Annotated in this window: 16 protein-coding genes; 8 read left to right on the top strand and 8 right to left on the bottom strand. The window is 56.5% G+C overall.

What is annotated here, in order from left to right; all coding sequences use genetic code 11:
* Positions 1 to 58: 58 nt before the first annotated feature.
* The 3 genes from DSM25558_RS07380 to katG form a co-directional block, all read right to left on the bottom strand.
* Positions 59 to 1,990, bottom strand: a complete 1,932-nt coding sequence (locus tag DSM25558_RS07380) for a putative bifunctional diguanylate cyclase/phosphodiesterase (RefSeq protein WP_077103316.1) — start codon at positions 1,988 to 1,990, stop codon at positions 59 to 61.
* Positions 1,991 to 1,999: 9 nt separating this feature from the next.
* Complete coding sequence (locus DSM25558_RS07375; protein ID WP_077103314.1) at positions 2,000 to 2,506, bottom strand: putative pterin-binding protein; 507 nt, start codon at positions 2,504 to 2,506, stop codon at positions 2,000 to 2,002.
* Positions 2,507 to 2,850: 344 nt separating this feature from the next.
* Positions 2,851 to 5,040: a catalase/peroxidase HPI gene (gene katG, locus DSM25558_RS07370; protein WP_077103312.1), complete on the bottom strand. Its 2,190-nt coding sequence runs from the start codon at positions 5,038 to 5,040 to the stop codon at positions 2,851 to 2,853.
* Positions 5,041 to 5,225: 185 nt separating this feature from the next.
* Between katG and DSM25558_RS07365 the strand changes: the two genes are divergently transcribed.
* From DSM25558_RS07365 to DSM25558_RS07350, 4 genes are all read left to right on the top strand, one after another.
* Positions 5,226 to 6,167 carry a hydrogen peroxide-inducible genes activator gene (locus DSM25558_RS07365; RefSeq protein ID WP_077103310.1) on the top strand — a complete coding sequence of 314 codons (942 nt, stop codon included), beginning with the start codon at positions 5,226 to 5,228 and terminating at the stop codon, positions 6,165 to 6,167.
* Between the two features lie 90 nt (positions 6,168 to 6,257).
* Positions 6,258 to 6,815, top strand: a complete 558-nt coding sequence (locus DSM25558_RS07360) for a TetR/AcrR family transcriptional regulator (protein WP_077103308.1) — start codon at positions 6,258 to 6,260, stop codon at positions 6,813 to 6,815.
* Positions 6,816 to 6,888: 73 nt separating this feature from the next.
* Positions 6,889 to 8,028 carry an efflux RND transporter periplasmic adaptor subunit gene (locus tag DSM25558_RS07355; RefSeq protein ID WP_244554140.1) on the top strand — a complete coding sequence of 380 codons (1,140 nt, stop codon included), beginning with the start codon at positions 6,889 to 6,891 and terminating at the stop codon, positions 8,026 to 8,028.
* Between the two features lie 9 nt (positions 8,029 to 8,037).
* Positions 8,038 to 11,175: an efflux RND transporter permease subunit gene (locus DSM25558_RS07350; RefSeq protein ID WP_077103306.1), complete on the top strand. Its 3,138-nt coding sequence runs from the start codon at positions 8,038 to 8,040 to the stop codon at positions 11,173 to 11,175.
* Positions 11,176 to 11,373: 198 nt separating this feature from the next.
* Here DSM25558_RS07350 and DSM25558_RS07345 read toward each other — a convergent pair whose 3' ends face one another.
* The 5 genes from DSM25558_RS07345 to DSM25558_RS07325 form a co-directional block, all read right to left on the bottom strand.
* On the bottom strand, positions 11,374 to 11,694 hold the full coding sequence (locus DSM25558_RS07345; RefSeq protein ID WP_077103304.1) for a hypothetical protein: 321 nt from the start codon (positions 11,692 to 11,694) through the stop codon (positions 11,374 to 11,376).
* Positions 11,695 to 11,826: 132 nt separating this feature from the next.
* Positions 11,827 to 12,240, bottom strand: a complete 414-nt coding sequence (mutT, locus tag DSM25558_RS07340; protein WP_077103302.1) for an 8-oxo-dGTP diphosphatase MutT — start codon at positions 12,238 to 12,240, stop codon at positions 11,827 to 11,829.
* Positions 12,240 to 13,025, bottom strand: coding sequence for a GNAT family N-acetyltransferase (locus tag DSM25558_RS07335; protein WP_371479596.1), 786 nt, complete (start codon positions 13,023 to 13,025; stop codon positions 12,240 to 12,242). Before DSM25558_RS07335 ends, mutT begins: the two co-directional genes overlap by 1 nt.
* 3 nt (positions 13,026 to 13,028) lie before the next feature.
* Positions 13,029 to 14,270 (bottom strand): bifunctional glutamate N-acetyltransferase/amino-acid acetyltransferase ArgJ, encoded by a 1,242-nt coding sequence (gene argJ, locus DSM25558_RS07330; protein WP_077103300.1) that lies wholly within the window; start codon positions 14,268 to 14,270, stop codon positions 13,029 to 13,031.
* Positions 14,271 to 14,349: 79 nt separating this feature from the next.
* Positions 14,350 to 15,219 (bottom strand): peptidylprolyl isomerase, encoded by an 870-nt coding sequence (locus tag DSM25558_RS07325; protein ID WP_077103298.1) that lies wholly within the window; start codon positions 15,217 to 15,219, stop codon positions 14,350 to 14,352.
* 243 nt (positions 15,220 to 15,462) lie between these two features.
* Here DSM25558_RS07325 and secA point away from each other — a divergent pair, with 243 nt between their 5' ends.
* From secA to DSM25558_RS07305, 4 genes are all read left to right on the top strand, one after another.
* Complete coding sequence (secA, locus tag DSM25558_RS07320; protein ID WP_077103296.1) at positions 15,463 to 18,177, top strand: preprotein translocase subunit SecA; 2,715 nt, start codon at positions 15,463 to 15,465, stop codon at positions 18,175 to 18,177.
* Positions 18,178 to 18,359: 182 nt separating this feature from the next.
* Positions 18,360 to 18,695, top strand: a complete 336-nt coding sequence (locus tag DSM25558_RS07315) for a hypothetical protein (RefSeq protein WP_077103294.1) — start codon at positions 18,360 to 18,362, stop codon at positions 18,693 to 18,695.
* Positions 18,696 to 18,867: 172 nt separating this feature from the next.
* Entirely contained in the window at positions 18,868 to 19,755 is an 888-nt protein-coding gene (locus DSM25558_RS07310) for a DMT family transporter (protein ID WP_077103292.1), read from the top strand.
* A gap of 223 nt (positions 19,756 to 19,978) precedes the next feature.
* Positions 19,979 to 21,250: a GNAT family N-acetyltransferase gene (locus DSM25558_RS07305; protein ID WP_077103290.1), complete on the top strand. Its 1,272-nt coding sequence runs from the start codon at positions 19,979 to 19,981 to the stop codon at positions 21,248 to 21,250.
* The last annotated feature ends 38 nt before the right edge of the window (positions 21,251 to 21,288 follow it).

Below are 21,288 nucleotides of genomic sequence, written 5' to 3'. Positions count from 1 at the left end.
AAGCCACGCATAAACGCAATTAGATCTCTCGCCCGACACACAGGGAGAATGGAAACACTTAGCTCGACCGTCTGAAGACATTGAGCTTTTCGGCAGGGCCTGGTCGGCCGATCAGATATCCCTGCATCTGGTCACAACCCAACCGGGACATGCAATCGAACTGCTCCTGCGTTTCGATACCTTCGGCAATCGTCGTCATTCTCAAACTTTTGGCCATGCCGACCACGAATTCGACAATGGCCAACGCATCAGTATCTGTCGCCACATCCCGCAGGAACGACTGATCGATCTTGATCTTGTCGAAGGGTACGCCGCGCAAATTCCCAAGCGACGAATAGCCGGTTCCAAAATCGTCCATGGCGATCTTTATGCCGACATCTTTCAGTTTTTCAAGCGTATCGAGCGTCTGATCGCTTTTGTTGAGCAGCACGGACTCGGTAATCTCGAGTTCGAGCCTGCTGGCGTCCAGCCCGCTCTTGTCGAGCGCCTCCACCACGTTTTGAATGAGGCTGGTGCTGTGGAACTGCACGGGGGAAAGGTTGATCGCAATTTTGAGATCACCCTTCCAAGTTTTGGCTTCCTGGCAAGCGGTATCCATGGCCCATTTGCCCAGCGAATGGATCAGTCCGGTCCGTTCCGCCACCGGAATGAACGCCGATGGGGGCACACTGCCGCGCACCGGGTGCGTCCACCGCAGCAAAGCCTCGAACCCGCAGATTTCTCGTGTCTTCGTCAGCATTTGCGGCTGGTAATAGACTTCCATCTCGTTGTTCTGAACGGCTGTTTGCAAGTCCGCTTCGAACGACCTTTTCTCCGTCAGCTGCTGCTGCATATGATCCTGGAACACGCTGACGCGACCGGGGCCAAGCCTCTTGGATTCGTAAAGCGCAAGATCGGCGCGCTTGAACAACTCATCGGCATTCGTGACATCGCTGGAAACGGCAATGCCCACGCAAGTCCCGATTTTGATTTCCAGTTCCCCCAGATTATAGGGTTGGCTTATCTGTGAAATCACCGATTCTGCAAAGGCAAGCGCTTCATCTTCGTCACGTGCACTGGTGATGAAAGCAAACTCGTCGCCACCCAGCCGGCACACCATATCCGCGTCCTCGCGGATGGAAGACAGGCGCGTGGCAACGGACTGCAACAGCGCATCGCCGACATCATGGCCAAGCGTGTCGTTGATATCCTTGAAGCCATCCAGATCCAGCAGAAGAATAATCGAGGTCCCTGCATCAGCCAAGGCAAGCCTCTCGTTCAACTCCCGACGGAAAAGCGCACGGTTGGGCAACTCGGTCAGAGCGTCATGATAAGCATCGTGCTCAAGACGGGCATTGTTATCCTTCAGCTCCAAAGTGGCCGCCCGCAGATCGTCCGTCAAACCGCGCATATCCTTATGGGCACGGTCCAGAAGATTGTTATGGCGGTTGAGAAGCAAAATGAGCGCGATGCCGCAAACGATCAGACCGCCCGCAAGTGCGGAGAATATGGTGTGAAGCTGGCGAACCTCCGAGTGAGCATTGTCGACAACTTCCACATCATAGGCGACCGATGATGATGCAAGCGTCGTCAAGGGACCATCGAGCGCTCTCATCGATTCCAGAATAGGTTTGACGACAGAGGGTTGCAGGTCGTCGATCTGCTTGTCGAGATCGGTAAGAACCGTCGTCAAATTTGTGACGAGATCGCGCCATTCCGGCCTGCCGCCAATGAAAGCTCCCAGATTTCCCTGCTTCAAAAGCTCCAACCTGCCCAGCATCAAATCCATCCGCAAACGCAGATCGTCGTGCGTGACGTGCTCCGGATCCAGCAGGAAGCCATAAAGATTGTTCTGGAGGCGCAGATATTCCGAGACGGTCTGACTGACTGCCCAAGAATCATTATATCTGGCGAATTTCTGCAACGCGGTTTGTCGCTGTGCGATGACGTAGGCAATGTAGCCCGTAGCCAACACGAAGCAGCATATGATGACCGCCAATACCTTACGCAATTGGCACCTTTACTTGACTATCAGCTTTGCAACCTGCCAGGCGGAGCGGGTATAATAGGTCTGGGTTTGAAGTTCCGGGGCGGTGTCGTAGGGATAGATCACGAATAACGGACCCTTTTCGCGAACCTCCATATAGCTCCCGTCCCGCTTCATGGCCAGTATGACATTGAACTTGTCAAAATCTGCCATGGGAAGGGTGCTGACGTAATCATTCAGCGCCACCGCGGTTACCGTGGTACCCTTTGCACCAACGAGATCCATCAGTTTCTTCAGCGAAACGCCTTCGAATCGCGTCAGCCCGTCGTACCATGGTGAATGCGTCTCCACCGTCACGATGCCGATCGCTTCCAGCATATCACGATCGAATTTCGCAGCACCATCCGCGTTGGTGTTGGCTATATTGCCGGATATCGTCAGAATAGTTTTGCCCGTCGGCTGAGGCAGTGAGCCAGCGTGAGCGGAAGAAAACAAAGTGATCGCCAAAATGGCACTAAGAACTAACCGCACGATACGCATCGTCTTGTCCCTCGATAGAACTTTTTGGTCAACCCGGAGCTCGTCTAAAATCTTATATCAGTATTTTATACAATACGCGTATTGAGATTTTTTTATTGGATGTGCCTTGCCTGCCGTCGTCGCCACGTCGCGCACCGTCTACAAGCTTTGACACTACAAAGCACACTAACGGTTATCCAATGTTTTAGATTGTGGTTAGCGAAATCGTAAAAAAATCTAAAAATGGTTTAGGAAAACAAAACACATGTTTACCGGGCGTGGCAATCGCCACGCCCGGTGCTATCTACGGTTAAATCCGATGGGCCAATCCGTGTCGTCGTCTCACGGTAGAATCGGAAGCCGGGTCAGACCAGATCAAACCGATCGGCATTCATCACCTTGTTCCAGGCCACGACGAAGTCTTTCACAAACTTATGCTTTGCGTCTGCCGAGGCGTAAACCTCTGCCAAAGCGCGAAGCTGTGAATGCGAGCCGAAAATCAGATCGACACGCGTTCCCGTCCACTTTGCTTCGTTGGTCTTACGGCTACGTGCTTCATAGACGCCTTCCTGTCCCTGAACCGGTGCCCATTGCAGGTCGATGTCCAGAAGGTTGACGAAGAAGTCGTTGGTCAGCGTTTCAGGACGCGTGGTGAAGACGCCGTGGTCCGGTTTGCCGACATTGAGAACACGCAAACCACCAACGAGCGTGGTCATTTCCGGTCCAGTCAGCTTCAGAAGCTGGGCACGGTCCACAAGTGCCTCTTCCGGCTTCATGAACTGGTGACGAGCCTTGTTGACGAAGTTGCGGAAACCATCGGCACGCGGGTCGAGTGCTGCAAAGGACGCGACATCCGTCTGCTCCTGAGACGCATCCGTGCGACCAGGCGTGAACGGTACGGTGATATCGTGACCGCCAGCCTTTGCCGCCTTTTCGACACCAGCGGCACCGGCAAGCACGATCAAGTCGGCGAGCGAAACTTTCTTGCCGCCGGTTTGGCCAGCATTAAAGTCACTCTGGATGCCTTCGAGAACGCTGAGAACCTTCGCCAGCTGCTGTGGCTGGTTGGCTTCCCAATTCTTCTGCGGCTCCAAACGGATACGGGCACCATTGGCACCACCACGCTTGTCCGATCCACGGAACGAGGATGCCGACGCCCAGGCGGTGGACACCAGTTCCTGCACACTGAGACCCGTTGCCAGCACCTTTGCCTTGAGGTTGGCAATGTCTGCGTCATCGACCAGAGGATGATCGACTGGTGGAATGACGTCCTGCCAGATCAGATCTTCGGCCGGCACTTCCGGTCCGAGATAACGAACCTTCGGCCCCATATCGCGGTGAGTCAGCTTGAACCAGGCACGTGCGAACGCATCGGCAAACTGGTCCGGGTTTTCAAGGAAGCGACGCGAAATCTTCTCATAGGCCGGGTCGAAACGCAGCGCCAGATCGGATGTCAGCATGGTTGGAAGATGCTTCGTAGTTGGGTCATAGGCATCGGGGATCGACGGGTCGGCGTTCTTGGCCACCCATTGCTTGGCACCAGCCGGGCTTGTGGTCAGCTCCCATTCGAAAGCGAAGAGGTTTTCGAAGAAGAAGTTGCTCCACTGCGTCGGCGTCTGCGTCCACGTCACTTCCGGACCACCGGTCGTCGTGTCCTTGCCGATGCCGGTGCCGAATGTGTTATGCCAGCCAAGACCCTGCGCTTCCAGCTCACCGCCTTCAGGCTCTACGCCGATGAGGGATGGATCGCCTGCGCCATGCGTCTTGCCGAATGTGTGGCCGCCTGCGATCAGTGCCACGGTTTCTTCATCGTCCATGGCCATACGGGCAAATGTGGAGCGAATATCGCGAGCGGAAGCGATAGGATCAGGATTGCCGTTGGGACCTTCCGGGTTGACGTAGATAAGACCCATCTGCACCGCACCCAGCGGTTCCGCCAGTTCGCGTTCGCCACTGTAACGCTCATCGCCCAGCCATGTGCCCTCAGGACCCCAGAAAAGCTCTTCCGGCTCCCAGACGTCTGCGCGACCACCGGCAAAACCGAATGTCTTGAAGCCCATGGATTCCAGCGCGACGTTGCCGGTCAGGATCATCAAATCGGCCCAGGAAATGCTGTTGCCGTATTTCTGCTTGATCGGCCACAGAAGACGACGGGCCTTGTCGAGGTTGGCGTTATCGGGCCAGCTGTTGAGTGGCGCAAAACGCTGCTGACCGGCACCGGCACCGCCGCGACCATCAGTAATGCGGTACGTGCCTGCGCTGTGCCAGGCCATGCGGATGAACAGACCACCATAGTGACCAAAGTCGGCGGGCCACCAGTCCTGAGAATCAGTCATCAGGGCGTGGAGGTCAGCCTTCACAGCATCCAGATCGAGCGCCTTGAACGCTTCGGCATAATCGAAGTCCTTGCCCAAAGGATCAGAAAGGGACGAGCCGTGATGCAGGATTTGGATGTTCAGCTGGTTGGGCCACCAATCTCTGTTCGAGCGAACGGCCTTGGGTGTCTGGCCGTGGGCCACGGGACATTTGCCCGCGCTATCAGTTTTCTGATCCATGATAGTCTCCATGTCACTTTTGAGTGGACGTTAAGCTGTTGCTGTCAAAATTGCAGGATTTCAGTTGACCTTGATCGCGGCAAACCACGACACGAAGTGAAATGTAACCTCGCCACAAGACCTTTTAACGACCCCTAACCATAAATTTAAGTTGGATTTACTGATTAAGACGATAAGCTCAGCTTATGAAAAATCTGACATTGAAGCAGTTGCGGTATTTCGAGGCATTGGCGCGCCACAAGCGTTTTCGGTTGGCGGCAGATGCCTGCGCCATCTCTCAACCAGCGCTTTCCATGCAGATCAAGGAACTGGAGCAGGAAGTCGGACACGATCTCTTTGAGCGCGGCGCGAAAGAAGTGAAACTGACCGCTTTCGGTCAGACATTCGCCGTGCGTGTGAATCAGATTCTGCGCGGTGTGAGTGAACTGGGAGAGTTGGCGCGCGCATCGAAAAACTCGTTTCTGTCGCGCCTTCGCATCGGCGTCATTCCCACCATTGCACCCTATCTGCTTCCCACCATCATCAATGACCTGAACAGAACATTCGACGGTATCGAAATTCGGGTGCGTGAAACCCAGACCGCCAAGTTGCTCGAAGAGCTGAAACAGGGCGATCTCGATCTCGCCATCGTGGCTTTGCCGATATCGGAACCGTCTCTTATAGAATCGAAGCTCTTCGATGAGGAGTTCGTGTTGGTCAGGCAGCATAAGGATGGCGGCCAGCCTGTGCCTGAACGCACGGCACTACCCAAAATGCGGTTGCTGCTCTTGGAAGAAGGGCATTGCTTCCGCGATCAGGCGCTGTCATTTTGCAATGTCGGCTCATCACAGCCCAGAGAAGTCATGGAAGGCAGTTCGCTATCGACCTTGGTGCAGATGGTCAGCGCCGGCATCGGCGTAACGCTCATCCCGGAAATGGCGGTTCCCATGGAAACCCGCTCTGCCCATGTCTCGGTGTCGCATTTCGACGCCCCCGCCCCTATCAGAACCATCGGCATGATCTGGCGCAGTTCGACACCGATCGGCAAACAACTCCTTCAAATTTCAGAAGTCATTCGCACATCGACGACAAATATGCGGGAAACGAATAACGCTCGCAAACCGCTGATCGAAGCGCCAAGCCATTGATCTGAATACACAAAATATCGTGATAGTTTCACACTTGCTTTAAAACACGAACGTTCGTATTTAAAAATCCAGTTTCAGGACCCAATTATTATGGCAAGAACACGTAAAATCAGCACGGATGACATTCTCGACGCCGCCGAAAGGGTTGTCCTGCGTGCTGGCGCGACCGGCTTTTCCATCGATGCCGTGGCGCAGGAAGCTGGCGTCAGCAAATCGCGTGTCGTCTATGATCACAAATCCAAGTCCGCTTTGCTCGAAGCCCTCATCGAAAGACGTCTTGCAGCAGAAGAAGAGCGCGCGCAGGACGCCATCAATGGCAGCAGTCATCTGCCGCACCCCGAGCTGTTCGGTCGCATTGCGGTGGCCGAGAAGGTGCCTGATGATACCGACAAAGCGGTTTGCCTCGCCATCAGCGCGGCCATGTCGAGCGAAGAGAAAATCCACGACCGCATGAGCGACTGGACCCGTAAGGATCTTGCCGCCATGGAAAAAGGCAAACGACCGAAAGCAGCCATGATCGCTTATCTGGCACTGACGGGCTTCTGCTGCACAGAATATTTCAATTTCCACCAATGGGAACCAGCAGACAGGCTGGCAATTCTCGACGGTATTCGCGCTATTTACACGACCTTTCCCGACGAAACATGACGATCACCCGAGGGTGATATGATGAGGACATATGATGCACAGCAGAACCACTCTGCCGCGACTGCTAACCTTGATGACTGCCGCCTTCGTACTGGCGGCACCGACGATTGTTCACGCACAGGAAGGCGCGCAGATGCCACCCCCTGCCGTTGGCGTGCTGGAACTGACGGCAAAATCAGTGCCTGTGGTCAACGAGCTTCCAGGCCGTATTGCCGCGACACGGGTTGCCGAGGTTCGCGCACGGGTTTCCGGCATATTGTTGGAACGTGTGTTCGAGCAGGGAACGTTGGTCCAAAAGGACGATGTCCTCTACCGCATCGATCCACGGCTGTTCAAAGTCCGCGTCGCCAGTGCGGAAGCATCCTTGCAGCGCGCCCAGGCAACGCAAAGCAATGCGCGCCAGCAATTGGAACGCCAGAAAAACCTGCGTGAACGCAACGTGTCGACCGGCATCGATTACGACACGGCAGCGGTCAATCTCGCTCAGGCGGATGCCGATGTTGCGCTTCAGCAGGCTGCGCTGGATGAAGCACGCATCAACCTCGATTATACCGAAGTCCGCGCCCCCATCAGCGGCATCATCGGCGGCGCGCTCGTTACCGAAGGTGCGTTGGTCACCGCCGATGGCACTCAGAACCTTGCCTTGATTCAGCAGATCGACCCCAGCTACGCGGATTTCACCCAATCTGCGCAGGATATGATGGCGCTGAGACGCGCTGTCGATGACGGGAGGCTGGCAAGCCCGGCCCCCGGTCAAGCCAGCGTCCGGCTGGTTTTCGATGATGGCTCGGTCTATCCGGACGCCGGTCGTCTACTGTTTGCCAGCGCCAGCGTGGATTCCACCACGGGTCAGGTCACGTTGCGGGCAGAGTTTCCCAATGCCCGCCGCGATTTGCTGCCCGGCATGTATGTGCGGGTCAGAATCGAGCAGGCGGTTCGAGAAAATGCTGTCACCGTTCCCCAGCGCTCGATCATCCGCAATGCGGACGGAAAGCCGCTGGTCTATGTCGTCAACGGCGATACCGCAGAAGCGCGTCCTATCGAACTCGGGCAGGCGCTTGAAACGGAATGGGTGGTCGAAAAGGGTTTGACCGCTGGCGATAAAGTCGTGGTCGATGGTGCCCAGAAGGTCCAGCCCGGCGGCAAGATAAAGCCGGAACCATGGCAGCCGGAAAAAACAGCCGAGACACCGGCGCAAGCACCCAAGCAGTAAGGTCCTTTCATGGCACAGCTTTTCATAAGACGGCCGATCCTCGCCTGGGTCTTTGCGCTGTTTATTTCCATCGCCGGCATCATCGCCCTGCCGTTTCTGCCGATTGCGCAATATCCCAAGGTCGCGCCGCCGCAGCTGACGATTTCCACCACCTATCCCGGCGCGTCGCCTCAGGATATCTACCAGGGCGTCACCCGGCTTATTGAAGATGAGTTGAACGGCGTCGAAGGGCTGATGTATTTCGAGTCCACCTCGGATACATCGGGTCAGGTCTCCATCAACGCCACATTCGAGGCTGGCACCAACATCAATCAGGCCTCAGTCGATGTGCAAAACGCAATTCGCCGTGTCGAGGCACGTCTGCCTTCTGCCGTCGCCGCCCAAGGCGTGACGGTGGAAGAAGCCGCATCAGGCTTCCTCATGTTCATCACGCTGACCTCGACCGATGGCACCATGGACGAGGTGGCGCTGGGGGACTATCTCAACCGCAACGTCCTGGGTGAATTGCGCCGTATCGAAGGTGTCGGTCGTGCCCAGCTGTTCTCATCACAACGCGCCATGCGCGTCTGGATCGATGCCGACAAGCTTGTTGGCCTCAACCTTACGGCTGGCGATATCAACAGCGCAATCACCGCGCAAAATGCGCAGGTCGCCGCAGGCCAGATCGGTGCTGCACCTAACCCCATCAGCCAGGATTTGACCGCCACCGTTCTGGTAAAGGGACAACTGACCGATCCTGCGGAATTCGGCAATATCGTGCTGCGTGCCAACCCCGATGGTAGCAGCGTGCGACTGAAAGACGTTGCCCGTATCGAACTCGGCGCGGAGACCTACAACTTTTCCAGCCGCCTCAACGGACAGGCCAGTGCGGCCGTTGGGATTCAGCTTTCCTCCACCGGCAATGCCGTTGCGACCTCGAAAGCCGTCTCGGCAAAACTGGAGGAACTATCGCGCTTCTTTCCAAGCGGCGTTGCCTACACCGTTCCCTATGACACCAGCCCCTTCGTTTCGGCATCCATCGAAAAAGTGTTGCACACGCTGGTCGAGGCCATCGTTCTCGTCTTCATCGTGATGTTCGTCTTCCTGCAGAATTTCCGCTACACGGTCATTCCCACGCTGGTTGTGCCGGTGGCGCTGCTGGGCACCTGCGCGGTCATGTATGCCACCGGGTTTTCCATCAACGTTCTGACCATGTTTGCCATGGTGCTCGCCATCGGTATTCTGGTGGATGATGCCATCGTCGTCGTTGAGAACGTCGAGCGCATCATGGCCGAAGAAGGCTTGTCGCCGAAAGCTGCAACCCAGAAGGCCATGAAGCAGATCACCGGTGCCATTCTCGGCATCACGCTGGTTCTGGCCTGCGTGTTCATACCCATGGCTTTCTTCCCGGGATCGACCGGCATCATCTATCGTCAGTTCAGCTTGACGATGGTCGTGTCCATTCTGTTCTCCGCCTTCCTCGCATTGTCTTTGACACCGGCTCTTTGCGCCACGTTCCTCAAGCCCATCAAGCAGGGCCATCAGGAAAAGCGCGGTTTGGGCGGCTGGTTCAACAGGAAGTTCGATGGCCTGACGAATGGCTATACCAAGGCGGCAACGGGCGGTGCCCGTCGTGCGGGGCGAATGATGGTCATCTACCTCGCGCTGGTCGCCGGTCTCGGTTATCTCTTCGTCAGCCTTCCCAGCGCCTTCGTGCCGGATGAGGATCAGGGCTTCCTGATCGTTGACATTCAGGGACCACCGGAAGCCAGTGCCAACCGCACGGTTGCCTCCATCGAACAGATCGAGAAAATCTTCAAGGACGAACCGTCGGTAAAGGATGTCGTTGCAATTCAGGGCTTCAGCTTCTCCGGCAACGGTGCCAACGCAGCGCTGGCCTTCATTACCTTGAAGGACTGGAGCGAACGTGGGGCCGACAACTCGGCGCAGGACATCGCCAACCGCGCCAACATGAAGCTGTTTGGCCTGAAAGACGCGACGACGTTTGCCCTTTCGCCACCGCCCATTGAAGGCTTCGGTACATCCGGCGGCTTCTCCTTCCGCTTGCAAGACCGCAATGGCATTGGCCAGGCCGCTCTTTCGGCTGCGGCTGGCGAATTGATGCAAAAGGCAGGCAAGAGCCCTGTACTTGCTGGCATGCGTATCGAAGGCCTGCCGGATGCTGCGCAGATCATGCTGGTGATCGATCGCGAGAAAGCCAACACGTTCGGCATCACCTTCGCCGATATCAACAACACCATTACCGCCAACCTTGGATCGTCCTACATCAACGACTTTCCAAATGCTGGACGCATGCAGCGCGTCGTCGTTCAGGCGCAGGACCGTGACCGTCTTCAGGTCGAGGATCTGTTGAAGCTGAACGTGCGCAATGCCAGCGGCGGCATGGTGCCTCTCAGCTCGTTTGCCATCGCGCAATGGCAGAAGGGTTCTCCGCAGGTCGTCGGCTACAATGGTTATCCGACCATCCGTATTTCGGGTGCGCCAGCACCGGGAAATTCGACCGGTGCGGCTATCACCGAGATGGAACGCCTTGCCTCCGAACTTCCAGCCGGCATTGGTTACGAGTGGACCGGCCAAGCTTTGGAAGAGATCAAGTCCGGCTCGCAGGCACCGTTCCTGTTCAGCCTCAGCATTCTCTTCGTGTTCCTGCTGCTAGCGGGTCTCTATGAGAGCTGGTCCATTCCGCTTGCGGTGATGCTGGTCGTGCCCCTTGGCATCATCGGCTCGGTGCTGGCGGTCCTTCTTCGGGATATGCCCAACGACATCTACTTCAAGGTGGGCCTGATCGCGATCATCGGTCTCTCAGCCAAGAACGCGATCCTTATCGTGGAATTTGCCAAGGACTATTACGCGGAAGGAAAAACCCTGCTGGAATCCGCAGTTCTAGCTGCAAAGGTCCGTTTCCGGCCGATCATCATGACCTCGCTGGCCTTCACGCTTGGCGTGGTGCCGCTGGCCATCGCTACAGGGCCAAGCGCCGCCAGCCAGAACGCCATCGGTACCGGCGTTCTCGGTGGCATGATCTCCGCAACGATCCTTGCGGTCTTCTTCGTCCCGGCATTCTTCGTTTTCGTCCTGAAATTGATGCGGACGAAACGGCCGGAGGTGGAGACACCGCCGGAAGAGCCTACAACGGTCCAGCACTGATTGAAACGAAAACGCCGCAGATAGTATCTGCGGCGTTTTTATATGCGTTCCCTCATTCCTGTGCCTGTCACAGGAATCCAGCCAGCCCAAGTCCTTGGGCTGGAAGGACTCTCCCCGTCGCGCAGACGCGCGACGGCTGGATTCCTGTCACAAGGACAGGAATGAGGGAGAGCGTTAGGAAACTATTAGACCTGAAAATCAGCAGTCCCGACCGTTGGCATAACCATCAACGATACAAACCGAACCCGGCATGGGCTGGGTGACACTGCGGCGGATGCTGTAGGATTTCTTGGCCGGTTCGACACGATTGATCGAGCCGGTGCTGATCATATCGAAACTATCGGGTGTCTGGGCGAAACGTGCCGGCGGCGTCTTGCCTGCCAGCATGGGGGTAACGATCAGCGACAGCGCAATCGCCACCATACCAAACAGCAGAGCGACATTAACAACGCCGATTTTGCGCGATTTTTCAGAATAGGACCGGCGTCCCTCCACTGTCTTCCAAAAATCCTCGTTCATACCAAGGCCTCGCTACGCGCCATTTACCAATTGTTCAGTCTTTGAATTTGCCAGAGGGTGATAAACGATTGGTTAATAGCGCCCCGTTTTGAGACGATGCAGGCCCTTCGAAGCCTTTATTCACGGGATTGTTTACAGCAGGTCCTGAAGATAGGGGATAAGCGGCTCATCGGCGGGCGGCATGGGGTAATCGCGCAAGGCCTGCGGCTTGACCCACTTTATCGCCTGCCCCTCCGCCCCGCGCGGAATTCCCTCATAACGACGGCAGACGTAAAGCGGCATCAGAAGGTGAAATGTCTCATAGGTGTGGCTGGCAAAGGTCAGCGGTGCGAGACACGCAATCTTGGTCTTGATCCCGAGCTCTTCCTCAAGCTCCCGAACCAGAGTCTCCTCCGGCGTTTCGCCGCTTTCGACCTTACCGCCCGGAAACTCCCACAAACCGGCCAGCGATTTGCCTTCCGGCCGCTGCGCCAGCAGAATTCTGCCATCGCTATCGATGAGTGCGCAGGCAGCGACAAGAAGGATGTTTCTCACAGCGTCAGCCATCACTCCGCGTCCTTGCGCCAATAGCGATAAGTATAGGCTGTCGAAAAGCCGAACTTCTCGTAAAGGCCAATGGCGGGCCGATTGGTGGACACCACCTGAAGCCACGCGGTTTTCGCGCCGCTGATCCGTGACCAGCGAAGCGCCGACGTCAGAATTTCCGTTGCCGTCCCTCTTCGGCGGATCGACGGGTCCACATCCAGCGACAGGATGCCAGCAAGGTCGTTATCCTGCACGCAAATGACGGTCGCCAACGGTTCGCCTTCGACCTCTTCCTTGATGAAAAGCCCAAGCGTCGGCTTGATGGAGCTGACTATCTCGGCAATGGGGGACCGCAAAGCCGGGTCTTCGCTGCTGATCTTCAGGCTGGCTTCGACAAAGCGCCCGATATCATGGGTTGGAAGATGCGCTATGGTTTCTGGCAGCTCGGCATCGACAAGATCTGCGGTCATGACATCGACGTCTTCGAACACGCTCCAGCCATCCGCCAGCAGGTGCTCGCGCAGTTGCGGTGGCATCAGCGTCGTTTCACGCACGATCAGCGGACGCCCGAAATCTTCGAAGCGTTTGCGCGCCTTTTCCAGACGAAGACTGCAATTACCGTAATCGGATGGATCGAGCGGCACCACGCAATTGATGCGCTTGGACGGATGCGAACCCGTCAGCCTTATCTGCCAGCTGCCGTCATAGATGACGGACGATGCTGGCCATGCACGAAAGCTGACAGCTTCGAGACGCCGCACAAGCGGAAGATTGACGGAAGCGTTCTGGATATCATTAGGCCCCACCGGTCAGCTCCGATAATCGCCGTTGATTTCGACATATTCCTTGGTCAAGTCGCAGGTCCACACGGTTGCCGTGCCGCTGCCCAGACCGATATCCACCTTAACCGGAATATCCTGGTTTTTCATGACGGCAGTGGCTTCAGCCTCGGAATAATCCGCGTCACGCTCGCCATTGACGGCCACGCGGACATGGCCGAACCAGATTGCCAGACGATCGCGGTCTGCCATTTCGCCGGACTTGCCGACGGCCATGACGACACGGCCCCAGTTGGCGTCCTCACCAGCGACCGCTGTCTTGACCAGCGGCGAGTTGGCTATGGACAGAGCGATCTTCTTGGCTGCCGCGTCGTTTTCGGCACCCGTCACGGTGATTTCGACCATCTTGCGCGCGCCTTCGCCATCGCGAACGACCTGCAGCGCAAGGTCTTTCAACAGATCGTTCAATGCTTCGCGGAACGATCCGAGCTTGGCATCTTCAGCCGTCTCGATACGTGCCTGTCCGTCTGCACGGGCCGCACCCGTTGCAAACAGCATCAGCGTATCGGAGGTGGAGGTATCGCTATCGACAGTCACCGAATTGAACGTCGGGCCAACGCCTGCGGCCAGCAGTGCCTGCAAGGCAGCAGGTGCGATATCCGCATCGGTCACGACGAAGGACAGCATCGTCGCCATGTCAGGCGCAATCATGCCGGCACCCTTGGCGATACCGTTGATCGTAACGGTGACGCCACCGATCTCGGCTGTGCGTGTTGCGACCTTCGGATAGGTATCCGTGGTCATGATAGCCTTGGCAGCCTCCTGCCAGAAGTCGCCCTTGGCGTCCGCATTCATCTGGCCGAGAACGCCTGCAAACTTGGTGGCATCGAGTGGTTCACCGATGACGCCGGTGGAGGCGAGAAACACTTCGTTGGCTGCACAGCCCACGGCCTCGGCTGCGGATTTTCCCGTCAACTCGGTCGCGGCCCGGCCCTTGACGCCGGTAAAGGCATTGGCGTTGCCGGAATTGACGACCACGGCGCGCGCAACGCCCTGCGCCAGATTGGCACGGCAAAAATCGACCGGGGCGGATGGGCATTTCGATTTCGTGAAAACGCCCGCAACGCTGGCTGGCTCATCGAATACCATCAACAGAACGTCGGTGCGGTTCTTGTATTTGATACCGGCGGCGGCCGTCGCCATTCGCACACCGCGAAGGGCTGGCATGTCTGGATAGGATTTGGGAGCGAGCGGTGAAACGGCAGCGGACATTGGCGGGGAACCTGCATTTTTCGGGACGAGATAAAATGAAAACGGGGCGGCTCATCGCCGCCCCGTAAATTGCGGAGAATTACTGCTGTGCAGGTGGCTCGGCGGCCTGCTGCTTGCTGGCTTCGTCGTAAGCCTTGCGCATTGCCTCATCGGGAATGTCGATCTTCTGCTCGGCCTTGGCCTTTTCGATCAGGGCAACATACTTGTCGCGCATGACGAGCTGACGAACCTGTGCTTCGACCTGATCATAGGCTGGTGGCGGTGCAACGCGCTTGTCTTCCAGCTTGATGACATGGAAGCCGAACTGCGACTTGACCGGGGTCTTTGTGTAGGCACCCTTTTCGAGAGCAAAAGCAGCCTCTTCGAATTCAGGAACCATGCGGCCCTTGCCGAACCAGCCGAGATCGCCGCCGTCATCCTTGTTGGAATCGGTCGACTTTTCTTTTGCCAGCGCTGCAAAATCCTTGCCAGCGTCCAGCTGCTTTATCACGTCCTTGGCTTCCTCTTCGGTCGCAACCAGAATGTGGGCAGCCTTGATTTCATCTTCCTTTGGAAGCGCGGCCACTTCCTTCTCGTAGCGTGCCTTGACCTCTTCATTGGTCACGGCATCAACCACATGCTTGCGGAAGTATGCGTTGTGCAGTTCGCGATCAGTGATGAAAGCGAGACGCTTCTTGAAGTCTTCGGTCTTTTCCAGACCTTCGGCAGTCGCGTCCTTCACCAGAAGCTTGACGTCGATGGCGCCTGAGAGAGCAGCGACTTTCTTCTGTTCGTCAGGAAGCTGTGCAAGCTGCGGATCGAGATTGCTCATGGCAAGATCGAGTTCGGACTGGCGGATTTCCAGATCGCCGACCTTTGCGACGACGGCATCTTCCTGCGCGAAAGCGGGAAACTGAAGACCAAGGGTGGCCACGATCACAGCAGCCGCAATTCTATTATAGCGCAACATATTAAACCTTTCGGAGACAATGCCGGCTCCAGACGTGGTTTTCCGGCTGAAAAAACTTCCAAACACCGGAATGTGGCCATTCTGTAACGGGCAGAACCGTTGACATCATTTGCCCCCCCTCTTATCTGTCGCGTAACCTCGCGTCCAGATACGTTTCAGGGTCTAGTCTGTCATTTGTGTTTTATTGCAGTGCCAGACCTCCACGCCCCTGGAAAAAACGGAATTTCAGAAAGGGCCACTAAGATGGTCAGTCTCGGCGGAATCGCCCGCAAGTTGTTCGGCTCGGCAAACGATCGCCGCGTTCGCTCCTATCGTAGCAATATCGGTGCCATCAGCGCACTCGAAGAGGAAATGAAAGCCCTCTCCGATGAGGCGCTGGCGGCAAAAACGGTTGAATTCCGTGCGCAGCTCGCCGAGGGAAAATCGCTCGACAGCCTTCTCGTTCCTGCCTTCGCGGTGGCGCGTGAAGCCTCCCGCCGCGTTCTGGGCATGCGTCCCTTCGACGTTCAGTTGACCGGCGCGATGATTCTTCACTCCGGCGACATCTCGGAAATGAAGACCGGTGAAGGTAAAACGCTGGTAGCGACGCTCGCCGTTTACCTGAATGCCCTTGAGGGCAAGGGCGTCCACGTCGTTACTGTCAACGATTATCTCGCCCAGCGCGACGCAGCCACCATGGCGCGCCTCTACAATTTCCTCGGCCTGACCACCGGCGTCATCGTACACGGTCTTGATGATGACCAGCGCCGCGAAGCCTACGCCTGCGACATCACCTACGCGACGAATAACGAGCTAGGCTTCGATTATCTGCGCGACAACATGAAATACGACAAGCCGCAGATGGTGCAGCGTGGCCACCACTACGCTATCGTCGACGAAGTCGACTCGATTTTGGTGGATGAGGCGCGCACCCCGCTCATCATCTCCGGTCCGCTGGATGACCGTTCAGATCTCTACAACACCATCGATGCCTTCATTCCGATGTTGTCGCCGGAAGATTACGAGATCGACGAGAAGCAGCGTTCGGCCAACTTCTCCGAAGATGGCACCGAAAAACTCGAAAACCTGCTGCGTGACGCTGGCCTTCTCAAGGGCGAATCGCTCTACGACATCGAAAACGTCGCCATCGTTCACCACATCAACAACGCGCTGAAGGCTCACAAGCTGTTCCAGCGTGACAAGGACTACATCGTCCGCAACGATGAAATCGTCATCATCGACGAATTCACCGGTCGTATGATGCCCGGTCGCCGTTATTCCGAAGGTCAGCATCAGGCGCTGGAAGCCAAGGAAAAGGTTCAGATCCAGCCGGAAAACCAGACGCTGTCTTCCGTCACCTTTCAGAATTATTTCCGCATGTACAAGAAGCTCGCCGGCATGACCGGTACGGCCTCGACCGAAGCGGAAGAATTCAACAACATCTATGGTCTCGATGTCATCGAGGTTCCGACGAACCTGCCGATCCAGCGTATCGATGAAGACGATGAAGTCTACCGGACCGGCGAAGAGAAGTTCAAGGCGATCATCGAACAGATCAAGGCCGCCCATGAGCGCGACCAGCCGGTTCTGGTCGGCACGACCTCGATCGAAAAGTCCGAACTTCTGGCAACCATGCTGCGCCAGACCGGCTTTGAGAACTTCCAGGTTCTGAACGCCCGTTATCACGAGCAGGAAGCCTATATCGTATCGCAGGCCGGTGTGCCCGGCGCTGTTACCATCGCCACCAACATGGCTGGTCGCGGTACCGACATTCAGCTCGGCGGCAACGTCGATATGCGTCTCGAGCGTGAGCTTGAAGGTGTCGAGCCTGGCCAAGAGCGTGATGCCACGGAACGAAAAATCCGTGAAGAGATCAAGGTCTTGAAGGACCGGGCGCTGGCTGCCGGTGGTCTTTTCGTCATCGCGACCGAGCGTCACGAAAGCCGCCGTATCGACAACCAGCTGCGCGGTCGTTCCGGCCGTCAGGGTGACCCGGGCCGCTCGAAATTCTACCTGTCGCTTCAGGATGACCTGATGCGCATCTTCGGCTCCGACCGTATGGATTCGATGTTGCAGAAGCTGGGTCTCAAGGAAGGCGAAGCCATCGTCCACCCTTGGATCAACAAGGCTCTGGAACGCGCCCAGAAAAAGGTCGAAGCCCGCAACTTCGAAACGCGTAAGAACCTTCTGAAGTATGACGACGTTCTCAACGACCAGCGTAAGGTCATCTTCGACCAGCGTCTGGAACTGATGGAAGCGGAAAACATCAGTGAAACCGCCGCCGACATGCGCAATGAGGTCATCGAAGCTCTCGTCACCAAACACGTTCCCGAAAATGCCTATGCAGAACAGTGGGACATTGCTGGCCTGAAGGCCGGGGTCGAACGTTTCCTCAACCTTGATCTTCCCGTCGATGAATGGGCCAAGGAAGAAGGCATCGCCGAAGACGACATCATGCAACGCGTGACGGATGCCGCCGACAAGACCATGGCCGACAAGGCTGAGCGTTTCGGGCCTGACGTGATGGTCTATGTCGAGCGTTCGGTCATCCTTCAGACCATCGACCACCTGTGGCGCGAACACATCGTCAACCTCGATCACCTGCGCTCCGTCGTCGGTTTCCGTGGTTATGCCCAGCGTGATCCATTGCAGGAATACAAGGCAGAAGCCTTCGAGCTATTCCAGGCGCTGCTATCCAACCTGCGTGAAGAAGTCACGGCGCAGTTGATGCGGGTGGAGCTGGTACGCGATCCGCCTCAGCCTGAATTGCCGGAAATGACGGCCCATCATCTCGACCCGATCACCGGCGAAGATGAGTTTGCCAGCCACGACCAGGACACATCGGTTGCCTTCGTCCCGCCGGAACAGCGTGATCCGAACAATCCTGCCACATGGGGCAAAATCGGCCGTAACGAAGCCTGCCCATGCGGCTCCGGCAAGAAGTACAAGCATTGCCACGGAATTTTCGAACAAGCCTGAGTCCGGCTTCAAAAGACCCATAAATGAAACGGCTCGCGGAATTTCTCCGCGGGCCGTTTTTGTTTGGCTAATAATCGAAATCGGCGGCCAAAAATGGTCGGGTACATCTAGCGATCCGCTCTTAACCGCTCACGATTTTCTTCCTAAGACGTGTCTGTACCTCAAACCGGGCGGACACCCTCATGACAAATTTCAAATCTGCATTGATAGCTGCCATTGCCATCTTCACCGTCGCGACACCCGTTCTCGCCGAAGACCTGACATTCGAGCTGAAGAACGGCACCAACTCGGTGCTGACCCACTTCTTCACATCACCCGTTGGCCAGCGCAGCTGGGAAGGCGATGTTTTCGGCAACCAGACCCTCAACCCCGGCGAAAGCATCGAGATCACCATCGCGGATGGCCGTGATGTCTGCAAATACGATATGCGCTTCGAATTTCAGGGCAGTAACGACCTAGACACGACGACCGACACGCAGAACCTTTGCGAGCTTGGCGAATACACCATCGAAGAGTGATCGACGCCACCTGCGTTGTCTGGCCGAAGCATCTCACGCGCCCGAAATATCTCACGGGAATGTGTGGAACGGCCAGACCCTACAGGGAAAGCAACCACTAAAATTCATTTGACGGTACGCGTAACCTCTCGTAACCGTTGGCTTTCCTCTGCGATTGCTGAGACATAACGACATGAAGCACTCGGAATTGGCCGCCTATCTCTTTCTCGCCATTGCGTGGGGATTATCGTTCCTGTTGGTGTTGCATGCCGTTGCCGCATTCGGCTGGGTGGGCGCAGTCACGTTGCGGTGCTTCATTGCAAGCTTCACGCTTCTGATCGTCGCGCGCGTTTCGCGCCGAAAGCTGGATTTCAGCGCAGGCTGGCGCGCCTTTGCGGCCGTTGGTGCCACAACCGTGGCAGGGCAGCTCATCGGCTTATCCTATGCGACGCCGGTCATTGGCACAGCCATGGCCGCCATCCTCGTCGCCAGTATTCCGCTGTTCTCCATGCTGATCGGCCAGGTTTGGGGGCTTGAAAAGATATCGCCGCAAAGCCTGCTCGGCATGGCCCTTGGCTTTAGCGGCATTATCATTCTTGTCGGCTTTCCTGCAGTGCCCGTCACCACGGCCTTCGTCATTGGCTGCGTCGCGTGCCTTCTCGGCTGCATTTGCGCAGCATTCGGCAGCAATTATGCCAGCCGCCACCTCAAAGGTTCGGGATCGTGGGAGATCACCATCGGCTCATTTCTAGCGGGCGGCATTATAACGCTGCCGTTTCTGGCGGTGGTGCCCATTCCCGGCACACCAAGCCTTGGAGACTTTGCTTATCTTTTCGGCCTCGCCATCATCATGAGCGCCCTCACATACGTCACCTATTTCCGGCTGGTTTCTCTTATCGGCGCAACCAAAACAATCAGTGTGGAGTTTGTGGTCACTGTAATCGCGGTCATCGTTGGTGCAGTGGTGCTGGATGAACCGCTTTCACACATACAATTCCTTGGCGCAGCCATCATCATAGCAGGTTGCGCTTTGGTCCTTGGACTGTATCCGAAACGCAGAGTGACACCCCTTTTGCCGTGAGCCAATTCCCAAGCAATCGCCATTTAGAACTCACGCATATTTAGTGACGGCAATACTCTCAACATTGTTAACGTTTCGATGTATGATTGAAATAGTGCGGGGCAATCAACCGCGAACATGGTAACGATCGGTGCTCGCTAAAAAGTCGTGCCCCCATTAAAAATGCTGCTTCCGGCGACTACATTGTCATCGAGCGCACGAGAAAGACGGTTATAAGAGCGGAATGGCAAGCGATCCCAACGACCCAGATATGCGCGATGATCGCTTTGCGATGCTGCTGGCAAAAACGGCTTCGGATCGCCCCGCTGCGGATAGCAGCCTGCGTGTCGGTCGCTCCGAACGTGAGTTCTGTATATATCCGGCACAGCTAGGCTACGATCTTCAGGAAGAACTCGATTTCCTGTCCAACCGGGTCATGGAGCCCAACATCTTTTTCACCGGCAAGCTCCTGGCACCGGCCATGCCACGCGTGGACGAGCGGTCGGTGCGGTTTGCCCTGATGCGGGATGAAAACGGTGCGCGCAGCCGCATGCGCTTTCTCATGCCGTTTACCGTGGAGAAGCCCGGCTTTTCCGTAGGTCCGTCCATTTTGCGCGCCTGGGCCAATCCCTTTGGTCCCTTGGGCACGCCTCTTGTCGATGCGGAAGGTGCAGCTGAGACCATCGACGATTTGCTCGATGCGTTGTCGCAGCCGGAATTGCGCCTACCGGAAGTCCTGGTTCTACCACAGCTGCGGCTGGACGGGGCGTTCGTGCGCATGATCAAGGCGATAGCGCTGAGCCGCAACCTGCCTTTGGCAACCTCTGAAACTCACCACCGCATGATGCTGGAAAGTAAGGTTGATGCTGGCCTCTATCTAAAAAACACCCTGCCACTGGCGCATTTGCAGGAACTGAAGACACAGTGGCAAAATCTGGAAGCCATGGGTGCACTGACCTATGATGTCGCAAGACAGCCGCAGGACATCAGGTTGCGAACCGAAGAGTTTCTGGCACTGGAGGCCAGCGGATCCAAAGGCCGGAAACGCTCAGCTCTTGTCAGCGATAGATATCGCGCGGCCTTTGCCCGTGAGGCTATCACCAATCTGGCTGAAATAGACGCGGTCCGCATTCACACGCTCAACCTCGGCGGTGCTGCCGTTGCGTCGGCCGTGGTGTTCATCACCATGGGTGAGGCCTATGTCTGGAAGCTTGCAGCCAGCGAGGATCATTCCCGCCACTCCATCGACCGTTTGTTGATGCAAAGATTGACCGAGTGGCATCTTGATGATGCCAATATTCTGCGGACGGATAGCTGTGGTGCCGATGAAGACCGCGATCTCGACGGTTTCTGGAGCGAGAAGTCTGAGATGGGCACGCTCGTCATCGGCCTTTCGCAAAACAGCGACCGCGATGTACGGCAGGTCGCGGGCCAAGTTCATATGTATCGCAACACCCGAAATCTGGCCAAAGTTCTCCGCGAGCGGATCATGTCTCTTGGCCGCAAGGGCAGTTGATCGGTCACAAAAAAGGGGTGCGAACACCCCTTTTTCGT

The sequence above is a fragment of the Agrobacterium sp. DSM 25558 genome, assembly GCF_900100825.1.
In the GTDB taxonomy this organism is placed as follows: domain Bacteria; phylum Pseudomonadota; class Alphaproteobacteria; order Rhizobiales; family Rhizobiaceae; genus Agrobacterium.
The sequence above is the reverse complement of the archived record's forward strand: the minus strand, read 5'-3'. Positions and strand labels throughout refer to the sequence as shown.

What these genes read in the sequence shown, in the direction of transcription:
- mutT (WP_077103302.1), bottom strand. Translation starts at nt 12,240, where the DNA reads ATGGCTGACGCTGTGAGAAACATCCTTCTTGTCGCTGCCTGCGCACTC.
- katG (WP_077103312.1), bottom strand. Translation starts at nt 5,040, where the DNA reads ATGGATCAGAAAACTGATAGCGCGGGCAAATGTCCCGTGGCCCACGGC.
- DSM25558_RS07355 (WP_244554140.1), top strand. Translation starts at nt 6,889, where the DNA reads ATGACTGCCGCCTTCGTACTGGCGGCACCGACGATTGTTCACGCACAG.
- secA (WP_077103296.1), top strand. Translation starts at nt 15,463, where the DNA reads ATGGTCAGTCTCGGCGGAATCGCCCGCAAGTTGTTCGGCTCGGCAAAC.
- DSM25558_RS07365 (WP_077103310.1), top strand. Translation starts at nt 5,226, where the DNA reads ATGAAAAATCTGACATTGAAGCAGTTGCGGTATTTCGAGGCATTGGCG.
- DSM25558_RS07345 (WP_077103304.1), bottom strand. Translation starts at nt 11,694, where the DNA reads ATGAACGAGGATTTTTGGAAGACAGTGGAGGGACGCCGGTCCTATTCT.
- DSM25558_RS07315 (WP_077103294.1), top strand. Translation starts at nt 18,360, where the DNA reads ATGACAAATTTCAAATCTGCATTGATAGCTGCCATTGCCATCTTCACC.
- argJ (WP_077103300.1), bottom strand. Translation starts at nt 14,270, where the DNA reads ATGTCCGCTGCCGTTTCACCGCTCGCTCCCAAATCCTATCCAGACATG.
- DSM25558_RS07375 (WP_077103314.1), bottom strand. Translation starts at nt 2,506, where the DNA reads ATGCGTATCGTGCGGTTAGTTCTTAGTGCCATTTTGGCGATCACTTTG.
- DSM25558_RS07310 (WP_077103292.1), top strand. Translation starts at nt 18,868, where the DNA reads ATGAAGCACTCGGAATTGGCCGCCTATCTCTTTCTCGCCATTGCGTGG.
- DSM25558_RS07325 (WP_077103298.1), bottom strand. Translation starts at nt 15,219, where the DNA reads ATGTTGCGCTATAATAGAATTGCGGCTGCTGTGATCGTGGCCACCCTT.
- DSM25558_RS07305 (WP_077103290.1), top strand. Translation starts at nt 19,979, where the DNA reads ATGGCAAGCGATCCCAACGACCCAGATATGCGCGATGATCGCTTTGCG.
- DSM25558_RS07350 (WP_077103306.1), top strand. Translation starts at nt 8,038, where the DNA reads ATGGCACAGCTTTTCATAAGACGGCCGATCCTCGCCTGGGTCTTTGCG.
- DSM25558_RS07360 (WP_077103308.1), top strand. Translation starts at nt 6,258, where the DNA reads ATGGCAAGAACACGTAAAATCAGCACGGATGACATTCTCGACGCCGCC.